Origin of the sequence: Streptomyces oceani (assembly GCF_001751245.1) — a bacterium.
Taxonomy (GTDB): domain Bacteria; phylum Actinomycetota; class Actinomycetes; order Streptomycetales; family Streptomycetaceae; genus Streptomyces; species Streptomyces oceani.
On sequence record NZ_LJGU01000115.1, the window covers coordinates 25033 to 41337 of the forward strand.

Below are 16305 nucleotides of genomic sequence, written 5' to 3' on the forward strand. Positions count from 1 at the left end.
CCGCGCGACCGTACGATCCGGACTGCGGTGCGCGCCGTACGGCCGCAGCGCGGCTGGTCGCCGAAGGCCGCCGCTAGCCCTCCTCCGGCCCCAGCAGGTCACGGGCGATCACCAGGCGCTGGATCTGGTTGGTGCCCTCGACGATCTGCAGCACCTTGGCCTCCCGCATGTGGCGCTCGAGGGGGAAGTCGGTGGTGTAGCCGTAGCCGCCCAGCAACTGCACCGCGTCGGTGGTGACACGCATGGCGGCGTCCGTGCAGTGCAGCTTGGCCATGGCGGCCTGGCGGGCGAACGGCCGGCCGCTGTCCCGCAGTCGGGCCGCGGTGAGCAGCAGACTGCGGCCGGCCTCGATCTGGGTGGCCATGTCCGCGACCATGAAGTGCAGGCCCTGGAAGTCCGCGAGCGGGCGGCCGAACTGTCGGCGCTGGTGCAGGTAGCGCAGCGCCTCGTCCAGCGCGGCCTGGGCGAGCCCCACGGCGCAGGCGGCGATGCCGAGCCGCCCGGAGGCCAGTGCGGACAGCGCGATGGCGAAGCCCTGGCCCTCCTCCCCCACCCTGTTGTGCTCCGGCAGGCGTACGCCGTCGAAGTGGACCTGGGCGGTGGGCGAACCGCGCATGCCCATCTTGCGTTCCGGCGCGGCGAAGGTCAGCCCCGGGGCGTCCCCCGGCACCAGGAAGGCGGTGATCCCGCGCGGGCCGGCCTCCCCGGTACGCGCCAGCACGGTGTAGAAATCGGCGATCCCGCCGTGCGTGATCCACGCCTTGGTGCCCTCGATGACCCACTCGTCGCCGTCCCTGCGTGCCTTCGTACGCAGCGACGCGGCGTCCGATCCGGAGGTCGGCTCGGACAGGCAGTACGCGCCCAGGGTCCCGCCGCCGAGCATGTCCGGCAGCCGCGCGGACCGCTGCTCCTTGCTGCCGAACTCCGCCAGGGCATGGCAGGACAGGGTGTGCACGCTGGTCCCGAGCCCGACCGTCAGGCTGGCGTGCGCCAGCTCCTCCAGGACCTGGAGGTAGACCTCGTACGGCTGGTCGCCGCCGCCGTACTCGCTCGGGTAGGGCAGACCGAGCAGCCCGGACGCGGAGAGCTGCCGGAAGGTGTCGCGGGGGAACCGGCCGGCCTCCTCGTCGGCGTCGACGGTGGGCCGTACCTCCCTCCTCGCCATCTCACGCACCAGGTCCAGCAGGTCTCGGGCTTCCTCGGTGGGCAACTGGCGCTCCACGGGCTGGGGGCCGTACTCGGGCATGGCGGCGCTACTCCTCCTGTCGGGGACTGCGGCGGGGCGCTGGGTGTGGCGCTTCCGCCGGGTCGTCATCGCCCCTGCCGTGATGCTGCACTCCGGGGTACGGGTGCCGGGCTGACCAGCGGCTGTGGCGCACAGGAGTATGCCCGATCGGCGGCGGCACGTCACGGCCGCCCGGACACGGGACCGCCCGCCTGCGCGACGCGCGGCCGCCGCCCCTTCCGTGAGGGGCCGGGATCGGGAAGTGTGGCCCGTATGCAGTCAACTGACTTTCCGCATGTGGGAAACGGCGCGGTCTCGCTGCTCCTCGACGCGCGGGGGCCGGGTCTCCCCTCGGTGCTGCACTGGGGGGCGCCGCTCTCCGCCTCCGAGCTGGACCAGGCTCCGGAGCTCGCGAGAGCGCTGGACCGCCCGGTGCCGTCCGGCGGTCCGGACACGGCGGTGACCGTCGGGACGCTGCCGGAGCACGCGGCGGGCTTCCCGGGCCGGCCGGGACTGCGGGGTCACCGGCAGGACGGTGCCGGCTGGGCGCCGGTCTTCACACGTACCGAGTTGCGGCAGGAGAGCGCCGGATCCCTGGTGGTGACCGCTCGGGACGTCGAGGCCGGACTGACCCTGGTCTCCGAGACGGAGCTGGATGACAGCGGACTGCTGCGGCTGCGGCACCGGCTGCGCAACGACGGCCCCGGTCCGTACACCGTGGACGCGCTGGAGGGCACTCTGCCCCTGCCGGCGCAGGCGACGGAACTGCTGGACTTCACCGGGCGGCACTGCCGCGAGCGGCAGCCGCAGCGGCGCCGGCTGCACGACGGCACGTGGCTGCGGGAGAGCCGCCGGGGCAAGCCGGGGCTGGACGCGACCCTCGGGCTGCTGGCCGGCACCACCGACTTCGGCTTCCGGCACGGCGAGGTGTGGGCGCTGCACGTCGCCTGGAGCGGCAACCATGTCGCGTACACGCAGCGCCTGCCCGAGGGCCATACCCTGCTCGGCGGCGGCGAGTTGCTGCTGCCCGGCGAGATCACGCTGGACCCGGGCGCCGAGTACGCCACTCCGTGGCTCTGCGCCGCCTACAGCGAGCGCGGCATCGACGGCGTCAGTGCCGCCTTCCACGGCTGGCTGCGTGCGCTGCACCGCCAGGGCGGTCGGCTGGCCGGTCCGGTGACGCTCAACACCTGGGAGGCGGTCTACTTCGACCACGACCTGGACCGGCTGCGCACGCTGGCGGACACGGCCGCGCGGTGTGGCGTGGAACGTTTCGTGCTGGACGACGGCTGGTTCCGTGGACGCCGCAACGACCGGGCGGGCCTGGGTGACTGGTACGTGGACGAGGACGTGTGGCCGGACGGGCTGGGTCCGCTGATCGACCATGTGCGGGGCCTCGGCATGGAGTTCGGGCTGTGGGTGGAGCCCGAGATGATCAGTCCCGACTCCGAGCTGTGCCGTGCCCACCCCGAGTGGCTGCTGGCGCCCGAGCACCGCGCGGCGCCGCCGGCCCGGCACCAGCAGGTGCTGGACGTCGCCCGGCCCGAGGCGTACGCGTATCTGCTGGAGCGGCTGGACACGCTGCTGACCCGGTATCCGATCGGCGCGCTGAAGTGGGACCACAACCGCGACCTGGTCGCCGCCCAGCACGCCGGACGGGCCGGGGTACACGCGCAGACGCGGGCGGTCTACGAGCTGCTGGACACGCTGCGGCAGCGGCACCCGCGGGTCAGTGTGGAGAGCTGTGCCTCCGGCGGCGGCCGAGTGGACCTGGGGATTCTGGAGCGTACCGACCGGGTGTGGGCGAGCGACTGCAACGACGCCCTGGAACGGCAGGCCATCCAGCGCTGGACCGGCGTGTTCGTGCCACCGGAGATGCTGGGGGCACACGTCGGCCCGACCCGCGCGCACACCACCGGGCGACGGCATGGTCTGGGGTTCCGCGCGGCCACCGCGCTGTTCGGGCACATGGGTGCCGAGTGGGACATCGAGCGGGGCGCGAGCGAGCCGCAACGGGAGCGGCTGGCGGCGGCGTTCGCCCTGTACAAGCGGCATCGGGAGCTGCTGCACGGCGGTGCGGTGGTGCACGCGGACCACCCGGACCCGGCCGCCTGGGTGCACGGGGTGGTGGCCCGGGACGGCGGCAGCGCGCTGTTCTGCTATGCCCAACTGGCCATGTCCGACCACGCGGTGCCGCCACGGGTCCGGCTGCCCGGGCTGGACCCGGCGGGGCGCTACCAGGTGCGGCTCGAGCATCCGGCGGGCGCCCCGCGCAAGCGGGGCCGTGAGGTGCCCGAGTGGTGGGCGGCGGGCGGCACGGTGCTGTCCGGGCGGCTGCTCGAACGGGTCGGAGTACAGGCGCCGGTGACCGACCCGGAGGACGCCTGGCTGCTGAGTCTGGAGCGGCTGGACGGGCGGGACGAGTCCTTTGGCGAGGTGCCGGACTGACGCCGGCCGATCGGGCTCAGCGCAGCGCGTCGAGCAGGTGCTGGAGGAACTCGCCCGTCTTCTCCGGGGTTTGCGCCTCGGCGCACAAGCGCTCCATCACCAGTGTGTGCTGCTCGATGTCCTCCCGCTTGTCCAGGTAGACGGCGCCGTTCAACTGCTCCAGGTAGACCTTGTCCGGCAGATCCGGCTCGGCGAACCGCAGGATCGTCATCGGCGAGCCCGCCGCGGCGTTGGCGCCGACGCTGAAGGGCGCGTACTGCAGCGTGACGTTCGGCATGGCGATCACCTTGAGCAGGTGCTCCAGTTGCCGGCGCATCACCCCGGCACCACCGAACGGGCGGCGCAGCACGGCCTCGTCCACCACCGCCCACAGCGTGGGGGCCCCGGGCCGCTCGAGCAGGCGCTGTCGGGCCAACCGCAGTTCGACGAGCCGCTGGATGCGCCGCGCGGAGGCATCCGGGTGTCCGAGCCGGGTGACGACGTGCGCGTACGACTCCGTCTGCAGGAGTCCGGGCAGGAACTGCACCTCGTACGTCCGAATGATCGAGGCGGACTCCTCGAGCCCGATGTGGAGTTCGAACCAGTCGGCCAGCACGTCGCTGTACTGGTTCCACCAGCCCGGGGTGTTGGCCCGCGCCGCCAGTGACTCCAACTCCGCGCGCTCGGTCGGCCCGGTCACGCCGTAGAGCTTCATCAGGTCCGCGAGGTCACGCTTCTTGAAGCTCACCTGCCCCAGCTCCAGCCGGCTGATCTTGGCGTGCGAGCCACGAATGGCCTTGCCGGCGTCCTCCCGAGTGATTCCGCGCTGCTGCCGCAGCCGGCGCAGCCGTGCCCCCAGGACGATACGTACGACCGTCGGACTGGTGGGTTGGAGGTGCCGTGGCGACCCGGGGGTCAGCTCGCCATCCGGCTGGTTCATGGCGGTCATGGTCACTCCCGTACGTGAAAAGTCCGACGCGCTCCTGACTTGGTATCACTTCTTGCGGCCGACACCGGCATAGGCCGGAATATCGGCGGGACCGAGAGCATCCGCTCCGATCTCCACCGGATCGGGGCGCCAGCGCTGTACCACCTCGAGGCCGGGGTCGACCAGTTCCATGCCGTCGAAGAACCGCAGGACCTCCGCGTGGCTACGCGCCTCGGTGTTCGCCCCGGTCCGGTTGAGCCCGTTCACGGCCGCCTGCATGGACTCCTGCTGGAAGTCGTCGGTCACGTGCGTGAGCGCGAGGTAGCTCCCGGATGGCAGCCGGTCGAATATTCGGGTCACCAGCTCGTGCGGCTGCTGCTCCGAGGACAGCCAGTGCAGGATCGCCACCAGAGTCACCGCGACCGGCTGGTTCAGGTCGAAGGTCCGCAGCAGCTCCGGGTCCGACAGGAAGTCCTCCGGCCGGGTCAGATCACCCTCGAGGTAGGCGGTGCGCCCGTCCGGATGGCCTTGGTGGAGCGCGCGGGAGTGGACGAGGACGATCGGGTCGTTGTCCGTGTATATCACCCGGGTGTCCGGAGCGACCTGTTGTGCGACCTCGTGCAGATTGGGCGAGGTGGGGATGCCGGTGCCGATGTCCAGGAACTGCCGGACGCCGGCCTCCTGGGCGAGGTAGCGGGTGGCACGGTGCATGAAGGCGCGATTCTGGTGGGCCAGCATGGGCGCGCTGGGCAGCGCCTCGACCAGCTTCTCGGCGGCCTCCCGGTCGGCCGGGTAGTTGGTCTTGCCGCCGAGCAGCACGTCGTACACCCGTGCTCCGTGCGGCCGGTCGGTGTGCAGCTCCACCGAGGGTTTCGTGTCCGCCCTCATCCAGCTCTCCGTCTCCGCCATCCCGGACTCCTCCCCCGGCCCGTGCCTTCCTGGCGGGCCGTCAACCTCCCTTCCACACTATCGGGTTGGGGTACGACACGGCGACGCGCTGGTGCGCGGCAGGTGACGGGCGCCCGGTGTCACTCACCCCGTGCGGGCCCGGGCGAGGTGCCGGCGCATGTGCTCCTCAGCGGCGGCGGCGTCGCCGGCACGCATGGCGTCCAGCAGCCGGAAGTGATCCCGCGCCGCGTCGAGCAGAGTACGATGTCTGCCCGCCCCGGCGAGTCCGTGCAGCCGGGAGCGCCGGTGCAGATCGCCGACCACCTCGCCCGCGTGCCGGTTGCCCGCCAGCCCCAGCAGGTCGAGGTGGAACCGCCGGTCCGCCACCAGGTAGCCGTCGACCTCCCGTGCCTCGGCCCGGGCCAGTGCCTCCTCGGCGGTCGTACGCAGCGCGTCCAGTTGCTCGGCGGTGGTGCCCGGAGTGACCCGGCCGACCAGCGGTATCTCGATCAGTTCCCGAAGTTGGGTGAACTCCGCCAGCTCCTGGGAGGTGATCCGGGTGATTCGGAACCCCCGGTTGCGCACCGGCTCGACCAGGCCGTCCCTGGCCAGTTGGAGCATCGCCTCGCGCACCGGGGTGGCGGACACGCCGTACTCGGCCGCGAGGGTGGGGGCGGAGTACACCCGGTCGGGCAGCAGCTTCCCGGAGTTCAGCGCACAGCGCAGTTCGTGGGCCACCTGATCCCGCAGGTGCTCCGGCACGGCGACGGATCCAGGAGGGTCCGAACGGCCCGGCGACCGCCTGCTGTCCATGCCCGAGACCCTCCGTCCTCCCGCATCCGGGTCGGTCGGTGTGCGGCCGCTGCGGGGTGGCAGCAGCGTACCGCCGCAGGCAAGGGGCGTACGAGGTGCGGTGGGAGCATACGCCTCGGGTCACACCACCGGCTCTCGGGGCATCAACCCCAGTTGTCCGGCGAGTAACTGGTACGACGCGAGCTGCTCCGCGCGGTCGTACGCGTTGAGGCTGAGCAGCACCTCGTCGGCTCCGGTGCGCTCCACCAGCGCCCGCAGCCGCTCGGCCACCTCGTCAGCCGTGCCGCGTGTCTGGGTCTCCCGCGCCTCGGCGTAGTAGCGGCTCTCCCGCGGGGTCATCCGCTGGGACCGTACCTCGTCCGGTGGCAGCAGGGGGACGAAGACGCCACGGGTACGGGAGACCACGGTCGACCATGCCTCGGACGTCTGAAGCGGTTCGGCACGCTCGGCGGTGCCGGCAGCGGCGGCGCTGACCGCGATGACCAGGTACGGGCGCCCGGCGTGGCGAGAGGGCCGGAAGCCCGCGCGGTAGCTCTCGACGGCCGCGCGCATCCGTTCCTCGCTCCGCGGCGCGCCGATGACCAGCGGCAGGCCGTGCGCGGCGGCGACGTCCGCGCCGGAGCCGGTCGCCAGGACGAACGGCGTGGCCCGCAGCCCTTCGGCGGGGACGGCACGCGCCTGTCCACCACCCTCGAAGTAGCCCAGGAGCTCCTTGAGTTGCGCGGCGAATCCCTCCGCGGCCGACTTGTCCGTACGCAGCGCCCGGCGCACGCCGTCGGTGAAGCCGACCGACCGCCCCAGCCCCATGTCGACGCGCCCGGGATACAGCGCCTCCAGCACGCCGAACTGCTCGGCCACCACCAGAGGGGCGTGGTTGGGCAGCATCACCCCGCCGGTACCGACCCGTATCCGAGAGGTCGCCGAGGCCACGGCGGCGGCCAGCACGGTCGGCGCGGACCCGGCCACCCCGGGCACGCCGTGGTGCTCGGACACCCAGAACCGGTGGTAGCCCAACGCCTCGGCCTGCCGGGCGAAGGCGACCGTCTCGCGCAGGGCCGCGTCCGGCCGTTCGCCGTCCCGTACGAGCGAGCGGTCGAGTACGGAGAAGCGGGTGTCCGGCGGGCGCTGTGCGTGCATGTGCCGTACAACACCGCGGGGCGCGGAGGATTCCCGGAGCTCATCGGTCAGGCATACCGGGGCGCCGGAGGCACCGGGAGTACGGGCCGCCGGGCGGCGTGCGGCGCGCTCAGTGCTCCGGTTCGCCCGCGTCGTAGGCGAGCAGTGCGATCTGCACCCGGTTGTTGAGGTCCAGCTTGGTGAGGATGCGGGAGACGTGGGTCTTGACGGTCGGCACGCTCAGGTGCAGCGCGCGTGCGATCTCCGCGTTGCTGCCGCCGCGTGCGACGGCGCGCGCCACCTCCCGTTCACGCTCCCCCAGTGCGGCGAGGGCGTCCCGAGCGCGACTGCGGCGGTCGTCCGGCGGGCCGCCGCCGACATGCCGGATGAGGGCCTTGGTGGCGGTCGGGGAGAGCACCGGGTCGCCCCGGGAGACCTTCCGTACGGCGGCGACGATCTCGTCCGGCGGGGTGTCCTTGAGCAGGAACCCGGCGGCCCCGACACGCAGCGCGCGCAGCACGTGCTCGTCCGCGTCGAAGGTGGTGAGCACGAGGATCTCGGGTGGCTGGGGCCGGGCGCGCAGCGACTCGGTGGCGGTGAGCCCGTCGACCTGGGGCATCCGGATGTCCATCAGCACCACGTCCGGGGCGTGTTGGCGTACCAGGGGGAGCACCTCGGAGCCGTCGGCGGCCTCGCCGACGATCTCGAGGTCGGGGAGGCCGCTGAACATCAGCCGCAGTCCGGTTCGTACGAGGGAGTCGTCGTCGACGAGGAGCACGCGGATGGTCATGCCGGCCACGGTAGCCAGGCGTCCAGTCGGAAGGAGTCGCCGGTGTGGGCGTGCTCCAGGGTGCCGCCGACCAGTCGTACGCGTTCGGCGAGCCCGATCAGGCCCTGCCCGGCGCCCGGGATGGGCGAGTTGCGACCGGTGGCGGCGGTCGCCGGGTTGGACACCCGCACGGTCAACCCCTCCCCCGGGGCGCCGCCGACGGCCAGGATGACGGCGTCCTGCGGGGCGTGCTTGCGCGCGTTGGTGAGTGCCTCCTGCACGACACGGTAGGCGGTACGGCCGGTCAGCGCGGGCGGCTGCGCGAGTTCGGCGGCGGGCTCGTCCAGGGTGATGCGGGTGCCGGCCGCGCGGCTCTCCGCCACCAGCGACGGCAGGTCGGTGAGGTCGGGCTGCGGCCGGTCCTCAGCGGTGGGACTACGCAACACCCCGATGATCTCCCGCATGTCCTCCAGGGCCTGGTGGGCGCTGTCCCGGATCACGCCCGCGGCCCGCCTCACGTCCTCCTGGGCGGCGCCGGGATTGAACTCGAGGGCGCCCGCGTGCACGCTCAGGAGCGACAACCGGTGCGCGAGGACGTCGTGCATCTCCCGTGCGATGTCCTCCCGGGCCTGCCGCCGCGCCTCCTCGCCGGCGCGTTCGGCGCGGTCCCGCAGCGAGCGGATCAACTCCCGGCGAGAGCGCCGGTAGAGACCCCAGCCGAGGCTCGCACCGACCAACGCGAAGTAGGTGACGCTCTGCGAGGTCTCCTCCACGCTGTCGCCCGGGATCTGCAGGAGGAACACCGGCACCGGGGCGAAGGCGAGCGCGGCCACCCAGGCGGTGAGGCGTGGCTGGCAGCGGGAGGCGACGGTGAACAGCGCCACCATGATCGGACCGGTGAAGAAGTGGCCGATGGTGCCCGCCACCAGCAGCGTCACCGCGAGCGGCACGGGCCACCGGCGGCGCAGGAACAGCGCCGCGCATCCGAGTCCGCCGGCCAGCAGGTCGTAGAACTCGGCCCGCGGGGACAGGTCCTGGGGGGCGGCGGCTCCGGAGGCGGTGAAGGCGAAAGCCGAGGCGAGGAGGAAGAGACCGATGTCGGTGGTCCAGTCCAGGAGACTACGGCGCATGGTCGACCAACTTACGGCCTCGGATCGCCGCCGGGCAGCGGGGACTTCCAGGTCGGTACTTTCGGATGACCCGCTCCGGCCGACCTCTCGACTTTCGTCGCCGATCCCGCTCCGCTCGGCGGATGTGGCTGGTTGGTCGAGGTCCCTAGCGTGCGGGCATGCGGAAACTCCTGGGCCTGGTGGCCTTCGTCCTGATCGCGCAAGGGGCCGGTACGTTGGCCCACCTCCTCACCGGGGGCTGGTTCGACCAGTGGACGGTGGTCCACCGGATCGGCCTCTTGGACGGCTACGAGGCGTACGTGGGCGTGGTGTTGACGGCTCTCGGTGTCGCGCTCGGGGCCGCGTCCGAACGCCTCCCGAGGTAGTCGCGGGCGGGCGACCCCTTGACCCGAGAATTGGTCTATGCCAAACCTAGGGTTTACCCCCACAGAAGCACGTGTTTCCGAGCTTTCCCGCACCCGGTGCCGCAGCAGTCGGCGTCGGGCGCTTACCGCGGGCTCGAAGCGCGCCTGACCGAAAGGGGGGCCCATGCTCACTCGTACCAGCAGCCGTACCCGTACCAACACCCGCACGCGCCCTGGAGCGAGACGCACCGCCGTCGGCCGACGCGCGGTTCCGCTCGCGCTGTCGCTGTCGCTGCTCGCCGGTTGCGGCACGCTGTCCGACTCCGGAGACGACACCACCACACTCGAGGTGTGGCTGATGGCGGGAAGTCTCTCGGCCGACTTCCGGGAGAGGTTCGTACGGGACTACGAGTCCCGGAATCCCGATGTCCGGGTGAACATCACCGTCCACGAGTGGCCCGGCATCAACGAGAAGGTGCGCACGGCGCTGGACTCGCAGAATCCGCCGGACGTCATCGAGGTGGGCAACAGTCAGGTCGCGGAGTACGTCGAGGCCGGCGGCGTACGCAATCTCACCACCCGGGTCTACGACCTCGGCGGCGACGACTGGGTGCCCAGCCTGGCCAAGTCCGGCCAGGTGGACGGCTATCAGTACGGTGTCCCCTTCTACGCCGCGAACCGGGTGGTGATCTACCGCGAGGACCTGTTCCGCGCGGCCGGCGTCACCAGCCCGCCCCGCACCCGGGACGAGTGGCTGACCGTCACCGAACTTCTCGACGAGGGCGAACAGCAGGGGATCTACCTACCGGGGCAGAACTGGTACGTCCTCGCCGGGTTCGTCTGGGACGAGGGTGGCCAACTGGCGGTCGAGCGCAGTGGCACGTGGGCCGGAGCGCTGGACAGCCCCGAGGCACTGCGCGGGATGGCCTTCTACGAGCGGATGCACGCCCTCGGTGACGCCAAACCCGGCTCGGACGAGTCCAGTCCGGACGAGTTGCAGGTCTTCGCGGACGGTGGCGTCGCCCAGTTGATCGCGGTGCCGGGCGCGGCCCGGTTGATCACCGAGCACAATCCCGAACTCGCCGGCAAGCTCGGCTTCTTCCCGATCCCGGGCAAGACGGCGGAGAAGCCCGGCGCGGTGTTCACCGGCGGGTCGGTGCTGATCGCGCCGGAGCGGAACCCGGAGGCGGAGACGGAGGCCGGTTATGCCTTCGTCAAGCGACTCACCGGCCGGAAGTGGCAACGCGAGATGGCGGACACGATGAGCTTCGTGCCGAACAGGACGAACCTGTCGGACGCGCTGAAGGGCGAACCGGGGGGCGCGGCGATGGCGAAGGCGGCGAAGAACGGCCACCCCACCCCGGCGTCCCCGCGCTGGGGCGACCTGGAGGCGAACAACCCGATCAAGGACTACCAGACCGCCGTGCTGCGGGGCGCGGACCCGAAGGCCGCGGCACGTAAGGCGTCCGAGCAGATCAGCGAGCTGCTCAGCGGCGGGGCCTGACCGGCCGTACGGGCCCGGGCCGCGGCAGGGGGCGACGGCACGGTTGAACGGCACGGCCTGAGCGGTGCGTGGTTGCCGAGGGTGGTACGGATGGGCGGGTGGAGTGGTTCACGGCCCCCGAGCAGTGGCTGAGTCGGCTGGTCATGCAGCGTGCGCTGGCCGTCGTCTACGTCCTGGCGTTCCTGTCGGCGGCGCTGCAGTTCCGAGCGCTGCTCGGCAGCCACGGAATCCTGCCGGTGCCGCGCTTCGTCGCGGCGGTGCCGTTCCGTGCCGCGCCGAGCCTGTTCCAGTGGCACTACTCGGACCGCTTCTTCGCCGGTGTCGCCTGGTGCGGCGTGGCCCTGGCCGCGGCGGTGGCGGCCGGCGCCGCCGATCTGGTGCCGTTGTGGGCCGGGATGCTCATGTGGGCCGCACTGTGGGCGCTGTACCTGTCGATCGTAAACGTCGGCCAGCTTTGGTACGGGTTCGGCTGGGAGTCGTTGCTGTTGGAGGCCGGCTTCCTCGCCATCTTCCTGGGGAACGCGCGGACCGCTCCGCCGATCCTGGTGCTGTGGCTGCTGCGCTGGCTGCTCTTCCGGGTGGAGTTCGGCGCCGGGCTGATCAAGTGGCGCGGCGACCGCTGCTGGCGGGAGCTGACCTGCCTGTACTACCACCACGAGACGCAACCGATGCCCGGGCCGTTGAGCTGGTACTTCCACCACCTGCCCCGGCGAGCGCACCGGATGGAGGTGGCGGCCAACCATGTCACCCAGCTCGCCGTGCCGTTCGCGCTGTTCCTGCCACAGCCGGCCGCCGGAGCCGCCGCCGCCCTGATGATCGTCACCCAGCTGTGGCTGGTGCTGTCGGGGAACTTCGCCTGGCTGAACTGGCTCACCATCGTCCTCGCGCTCTCCGCCCTGGACAGCTCTCCGGTCACCGAGCCGCGGGCGTACGCGGATCCGCCGAGCTGGTTCCTGGCGCTGGTGTGCGCCGTCACCGTGCTGGTGGTCGTCCTCAGTTACCGTCCGGTGCGCAATCTGCTGAGCCGGCGGCAGCAGATGAACCGGGCCTTCGACAGTCTCCATCTGGTCAACACCTACGGCGCGTTCGGCAGCATCACCCGAGTGCGGCACGAGGTGATCATCGAGGGCACGGCTGTCACCCCCCAGGAGGGCGCTGGGGAGGGTGGTACGGACGGCGGCTGGCGGGAGTACGGGTTCCGGGGAAAGCCGGGCGACGTGCGTCGGCTGCCCCGCCAGTGGGCGCCGTACCACCTGCGGCTGGACTGGCAGCTGTGGTTCGCCGCGCTCGCCCCCGCCCGGTCGCTGGGCTGGCTGTCCGGCCTGGTCTCCCGGCTGCTGACGAACGACCCGGCGACGCTGCGGCTGCTGCGCGACAATCCGTTCCCCACCGAGCCGCCGGCGTACGTACGGGTGTCGCTGTATCGCTACCGGTACACCACCCGGCGGGAGCGCCGGGAGACCGGCGAATGGTGGCACCGGGTGTGGGTGCGCGAGTTGCTGCCCCCGGTCGGACGCGACGCGCGCGATCCGACACGAGGCCCGTGACACGAGGCACATGACGCGGCGACCGGCGGGCACGAGCTTTCTCAGCGCTTCGGTAGCGCGGGCGCGGTACGCAGCGCCTCCGGGTCGTGGAAGGTGTATTCGGCGGCACCGCTGCGGTACAGCTCGGCGTACCGTGCCACCTTGTCCGCGTCGAGGGTCACGCCCAGTCCCGGACCGTCCGGCACCTCGAGGCAGCCGTCCCGGTAGTTCGCGGCCGGCCCGCCGAACGCGCCGATCACCACGTCATCGGTCAGCAGGGCTCCGTACGCCTGGTTGGCACAGCGGAAGTTCGGGGTGGCCGCGATGACGTGCAGGCCGGCGGCCAGCGCGACACCGAGTTCCCCGAGGCTGTGCTTGACGACCGGCAGCCCCGCGGCGGCGCACATGCCGGCGGAGCGCTTCATGTTGAGCAGCCCGCCGTCCATCTGGTGGTCCACCGAGATGGCGTCGGCGGCTCCGTGCTGGAGCACGGCGAGCTGGTCGGCCCGGGTCCAGGACGCCTCGTTGGCCAGCAGGGGGACGTCGCTCCTGCCGCGTACGTACGCCATCTCGGGCAGGTTGCGGCCGGACACCGGCTGTTCGACCAGCTCCAGGTCGTACTCCCGCAGTGCCCGGAGGGCACGCAGCGCGGCGCCGGGCGACCACGCCTCGTTCGGGTCCACCCGGACGCCCATCTCCGGGCCCGCGCCCTCGCGTAGCGCGGCCACCCGGTCGATGTCGGTGGCGAGTTCGTCGGCGCCGATCTTCAGGTAACAGACCCGGGCGCCCGCCTCGGCGGCGCGCCGCCCCTCGTCCCGTACGCCCTCCGGGCTGGCGGCGGCGACGTAGTGGAAGTACTCCACCCGGTCGCGGAACCGGCCGCCGAAAAGGTTGACCAGCGGCTGTCCGGAGACCTTGCCGAGGATGTCCCAGCAGGCGGTCTCCACGGCGGCGATCGCGGGGCTGCTGTGTCCGACGTGGTGCCAGGTGCCGACCACGTCGATCCGCTGGATGAGCGCCTCGACGCGCAGCGGGTCGGCCCCGACCACGAGCGGTTCCAGGCCACGCAGCACGCTCAGGACGACGTCCGCGGAGGGGTAGGCGGCGGCTTCCCCGAGGCCGGTGACGCCCTCGTCCGTCTCCATCTCCAGCAGCACGGAGACCAGTCCGGCACGCCGGCCGAAGGCCCACACCTCGTCGGTGCGGTAGGGCACGGCCACCGGGGTGGCGCGCAGGGCGGTGATACGCATTCGTTCCTCTCGGCAGAGTGGCGGGGTGTACGGGGTGTACGGGGTGTACGGGACGTGCGGGGGCGCGGTGCGCCGGTGGTGCGACCCCGGCTCAGTCGGTGACGACCAGTTCGCGGGGCGCCCGGGTCAGCAGCTCGCAGCCGTCCGGGGTGACCAGCGCGGTGTCCGAGACGACATGTCCCACCGGGCGCTCCACCCAGGACATCAGGTGGAGGACCATGCCGGCGCGCACGCGCGTACGTCCGCCGGCGCGCACGCCGGGAACCCGGCTGCCGCCGACCCAACTGGGCGGGAACCCGAGGCCGGTGAGATAGCCGCAGTGGTGGCGGCGCGGCCGGTGCCCGATGACCGAGGCCACCGCCGCCGCCCAGGCCGCGTACACCTCGCCGGTACGGGCTCCGGGGACCAGCGCGTCGGCCGCCGCGCGCAGCCCGGCCAACGCGGCGGTGGCGGCCGTACGGGCGCCGGGCGGTGGCGGGCCGCAGCGTACGGTGCGGCTCATCGGCGCGTGATAGCGGTGCACGCAGCCGGACAGTTCCACGAAGAGCCCCTCGCCGGCCGCCAGTCGGTGCTCGCGCCACGTGACGTGTTCCTGGGCGAGCCGGTCGGTGGAACGGATCAGTGGCACGAACCCTGGTTCCTGGCCGCCCGCTTCGGTCATCGCGCCGTGCACCCGGGCCGCGACCGAACGCTCGCTGACGCCGCTGCACGTGGTGGCCATCGCCGCTCGCATCGCGGCCCCGGACACCCCGGCGGCCTGCCGTACCCACTGGATCTCGGTGGCGGACTTGACGCTGCGCTGCCGCGCCGGAAGGGCCGAGCAGTCCGCCCAGGTCCGCTGCGGCAGGCCGGTGCGGATGCGGGACAGCACGGCGGGTGGCAGCCGCATCGCCTGTTCTTCCACCCCGACGGTGCCGCCGGTCGGCGTGGCCTCCGCCAACACCCGGGCGGCGATCCGGGCCGGGTCCTGGCCCTCGCCGTACAACGCCTGTCGGGTGCCGGGCAGTTGTGCCGCAAGGGTGTGCCGCTCCATCCGGCGGGCGACGAGCACCGGAGGGCCCTCCCGGGGCAGCACCAGCATGGTGAAGGCGAAATGGCCGAGATGGTCCAGGCCCAGCAGGTAGTGCACGTTCTCCGGGCTGACGAGGGCCAGGGCGTGCAGCCCACGGCGGCGCATCGCGGCCCGCAGGGCGGCGCGGCGGGCGGCGTACTCCGCTTCGGCGAAGGCGGAGTCGGGTCCGCTGCCGGGTTCGGGGCGGGGTCCGGCCCCGGCAGCGGGTGTGTACGGCTCCCGGGCGGGCGGCATGTCGGTAGCCGCCCCCCGGATGGGCTCCCCGGTGGCTGCCGACGCGGGTGCCGCCGGTAGCGGTTCGGCTGTCATGCGGCCAGTGTGCTGCCGCCGTTGGGGCCACACCAGCGAGGATTTCCGATGCCGGGCGTTAGCGTGACTACATGTTCTACGAGGTGCGCCGGCTCCGGCTGCTGCGCGAGGTCGCCACCCACAAGACCATCGCGGCAGCCGCCGAGGCGTGCCGCCTCACGCCCTCGGCCGTCTCCCAGCAGCTGTCCCTGCTGGAGCGGGAGGCCGGCGTCCCGTTGCTGGTACGCGACGGCCGTCGGCTGGCGCTCACCGAGGCGGCGCTGGTCCTGGTGGACCACACCGAGCGGGTGCTGGCGCAGCTCGAGCGGGCACGTGCCGAGGTGGCCGCGCTGAGCGCCAGCGTGCGCGGCACCGTGCGGCTCAGCGGCTTCCCCAGCGCGGCGGTCGCGCTGGCGGCCCCGGCGATCGCGACGTGCCGGGCCGCCCACCCCGACCTGCGGGTGCTGCTGGACCAGGCGGAACCGGCGGAGAGTCTCGGGGCGTTGCGTCGGCACGCCGTCGACGTGGCGCTGGTCTACGAGTACGACCTGCTGCCGCGCATCCACGATCACGGTGTGGAACTGGTGGAACTGCTCCGGGAACCGCTGTTGGCGGCGCTGCCGCCGACGGCCGACGCGCCCGGGGACGGCGACCCGGTGGAGCTGGTGGACCTGCGCGCACAACCGTGGATCGCGCCGCACGGCGACCCAGCTCTGCGTACGGTGCTCGAACGCGCCTGCCAGAGCGCCGGTTTCGAGCCCCGGCTGGACTACACGAGCGACGACTACACCGTGCTCATGTCACTCGTGGAGGCCGGGCTCGGGGTGTCCCTGCTGCCGCGACTGGTGACCGAGCCGCTGTCCTCCGACGTGCGGCTGCGGGAGGTCGCCGGGCTGCGCCTGACCCGTACGATCTCGGTGGCCGTGCGGGCGGGCGGCTCCGGCGACCCGCGGGTCGCGGCGTTGACGGACGCGCTGGTCGATGCGGCCGGACGGATCTGACAGCTCGGTGACGTCCGGTGGCGC

At 72.5% G+C, this 16305-nt stretch carries 14 protein-coding genes; 5 read left to right on the forward strand and 9 right to left on the reverse strand.

Going from position 1 to position 16305, the window contains the following annotated elements; translation table 11 throughout:
• Window positions 1–73 precede the first annotated feature (73 nt).
• A complete protein-coding gene (locus AN216_RS09330) occupies window positions 74–1246 on the reverse strand; it encodes an acyl-CoA dehydrogenase family protein (RefSeq protein WP_070196173.1) in 1173 nt (390 codons plus the stop codon).
• Between the two features lie 252 nt (window positions 1247–1498).
• Here AN216_RS09330 and AN216_RS09335 point away from each other — a divergent pair, with 252 nt between their 5' ends.
• A complete protein-coding gene (locus AN216_RS09335) occupies window positions 1499–3673 on the forward strand; it encodes an alpha-galactosidase (RefSeq protein ID WP_070196174.1) in 2175 nt (724 codons plus the stop codon).
• A 16-nt stretch (window positions 3674–3689) separates the two neighbouring features.
• On the opposite strand, the gene AN216_RS09340 is transcribed toward AN216_RS09335, so the two are convergent.
• The 6 genes from AN216_RS09340 to AN216_RS09365 form a co-directional block, all read right to left on the reverse strand.
• On the reverse strand, window positions 3690–4601 hold the full coding sequence (locus AN216_RS09340; protein WP_070196175.1) for a helix-turn-helix domain-containing protein: 912 nt from the start codon (window positions 4599–4601) through the stop codon (window positions 3690–3692).
• A gap of 45 nt (window positions 4602–4646) precedes the next feature.
• On the reverse strand, window positions 4647–5489 hold the full coding sequence (locus tag AN216_RS09345) for an SAM-dependent methyltransferase (protein ID WP_070196176.1): 843 nt from the start codon (window positions 5487–5489) through the stop codon (window positions 4647–4649).
• Between the two features lie 123 nt (window positions 5490–5612).
• Window positions 5613–6281, reverse strand: a complete 669-nt coding sequence (locus AN216_RS09350; protein WP_070196177.1) for a GntR family transcriptional regulator — start codon at window positions 6279–6281, stop codon at window positions 5613–5615.
• A 120-nt stretch (window positions 6282–6401) separates the two neighbouring features.
• Window positions 6402–7418 (reverse strand): LLM class flavin-dependent oxidoreductase, encoded by a 1017-nt coding sequence (locus tag AN216_RS09355; protein WP_070196178.1) that lies wholly within the window; start codon window positions 7416–7418, stop codon window positions 6402–6404.
• A gap of 109 nt (window positions 7419–7527) precedes the next feature.
• The gene (locus AN216_RS09360; RefSeq protein WP_070196296.1) at window positions 7528–8187 is read right to left on the reverse strand and encodes a response regulator; all 660 of its coding nucleotides are present in this window, start codon (window positions 8185–8187) and stop codon (window positions 7528–7530) included.
• The gene (locus tag AN216_RS09365; protein WP_070196179.1) at window positions 8184–9296 is read right to left on the reverse strand and encodes a sensor histidine kinase; all 1113 of its coding nucleotides are present in this window, start codon (window positions 9294–9296) and stop codon (window positions 8184–8186) included. The genes AN216_RS09360 and AN216_RS09365 overlap by 4 nt, the downstream gene beginning before the upstream one ends.
• 158 nt (window positions 9297–9454) lie before the next feature.
• Here AN216_RS09365 and AN216_RS09370 point away from each other — a divergent pair, with 158 nt between their 5' ends.
• The 3 genes from AN216_RS09370 (at window position 9455) to AN216_RS09380 (ending at window position 12691) form a co-directional block, all read left to right on the forward strand.
• Entirely contained in the window at window positions 9455–9661 is a 207-nt protein-coding gene (locus AN216_RS09370) for a hypothetical protein (protein ID WP_070196180.1), read from the forward strand.
• Window positions 9662–9824: 163 nt separating this feature from the next.
• Window positions 9825–11144: an extracellular solute-binding protein gene (locus AN216_RS09375; protein WP_079166414.1), complete on the forward strand. Its 1320-nt coding sequence runs from the start codon at window positions 9825–9827 to the stop codon at window positions 11142–11144.
• Window positions 11145–11242: 98 nt separating this feature from the next.
• Entirely contained in the window at window positions 11243–12691 is a 1449-nt protein-coding gene (locus AN216_RS09380; RefSeq protein ID WP_070196181.1) for a lipase maturation factor family protein, read from the forward strand.
• A 41-nt stretch (window positions 12692–12732) separates the two neighbouring features.
• Here the strand turns inward: AN216_RS09380 and AN216_RS09385 are convergent, their stop codons facing one another.
• Both AN216_RS09385 and AN216_RS09390 read right to left on the reverse strand, forming a co-directional pair.
• Window positions 12733–13920, reverse strand: coding sequence for a mandelate racemase/muconate lactonizing enzyme family protein (locus AN216_RS09385; protein WP_070196182.1), 1188 nt, complete (start codon window positions 13918–13920; stop codon window positions 12733–12735).
• A gap of 91 nt (window positions 13921–14011) precedes the next feature.
• Entirely contained in the window at window positions 14012–15301 is a 1290-nt protein-coding gene (locus tag AN216_RS09390; protein WP_079166415.1) for a M24 family metallopeptidase, read from the reverse strand.
• 71 nt (window positions 15302–15372) lie between these two features.
• On the opposite strand from AN216_RS09390, the gene AN216_RS09395 reads away from it, so the two are divergent.
• Window positions 15373–16281: a LysR family transcriptional regulator gene (locus AN216_RS09395; RefSeq protein WP_070196183.1), complete on the forward strand. Its 909-nt coding sequence runs from the start codon at window positions 15373–15375 to the stop codon at window positions 16279–16281.
• Window positions 16282–16305 lie beyond the last annotated feature (24 nt).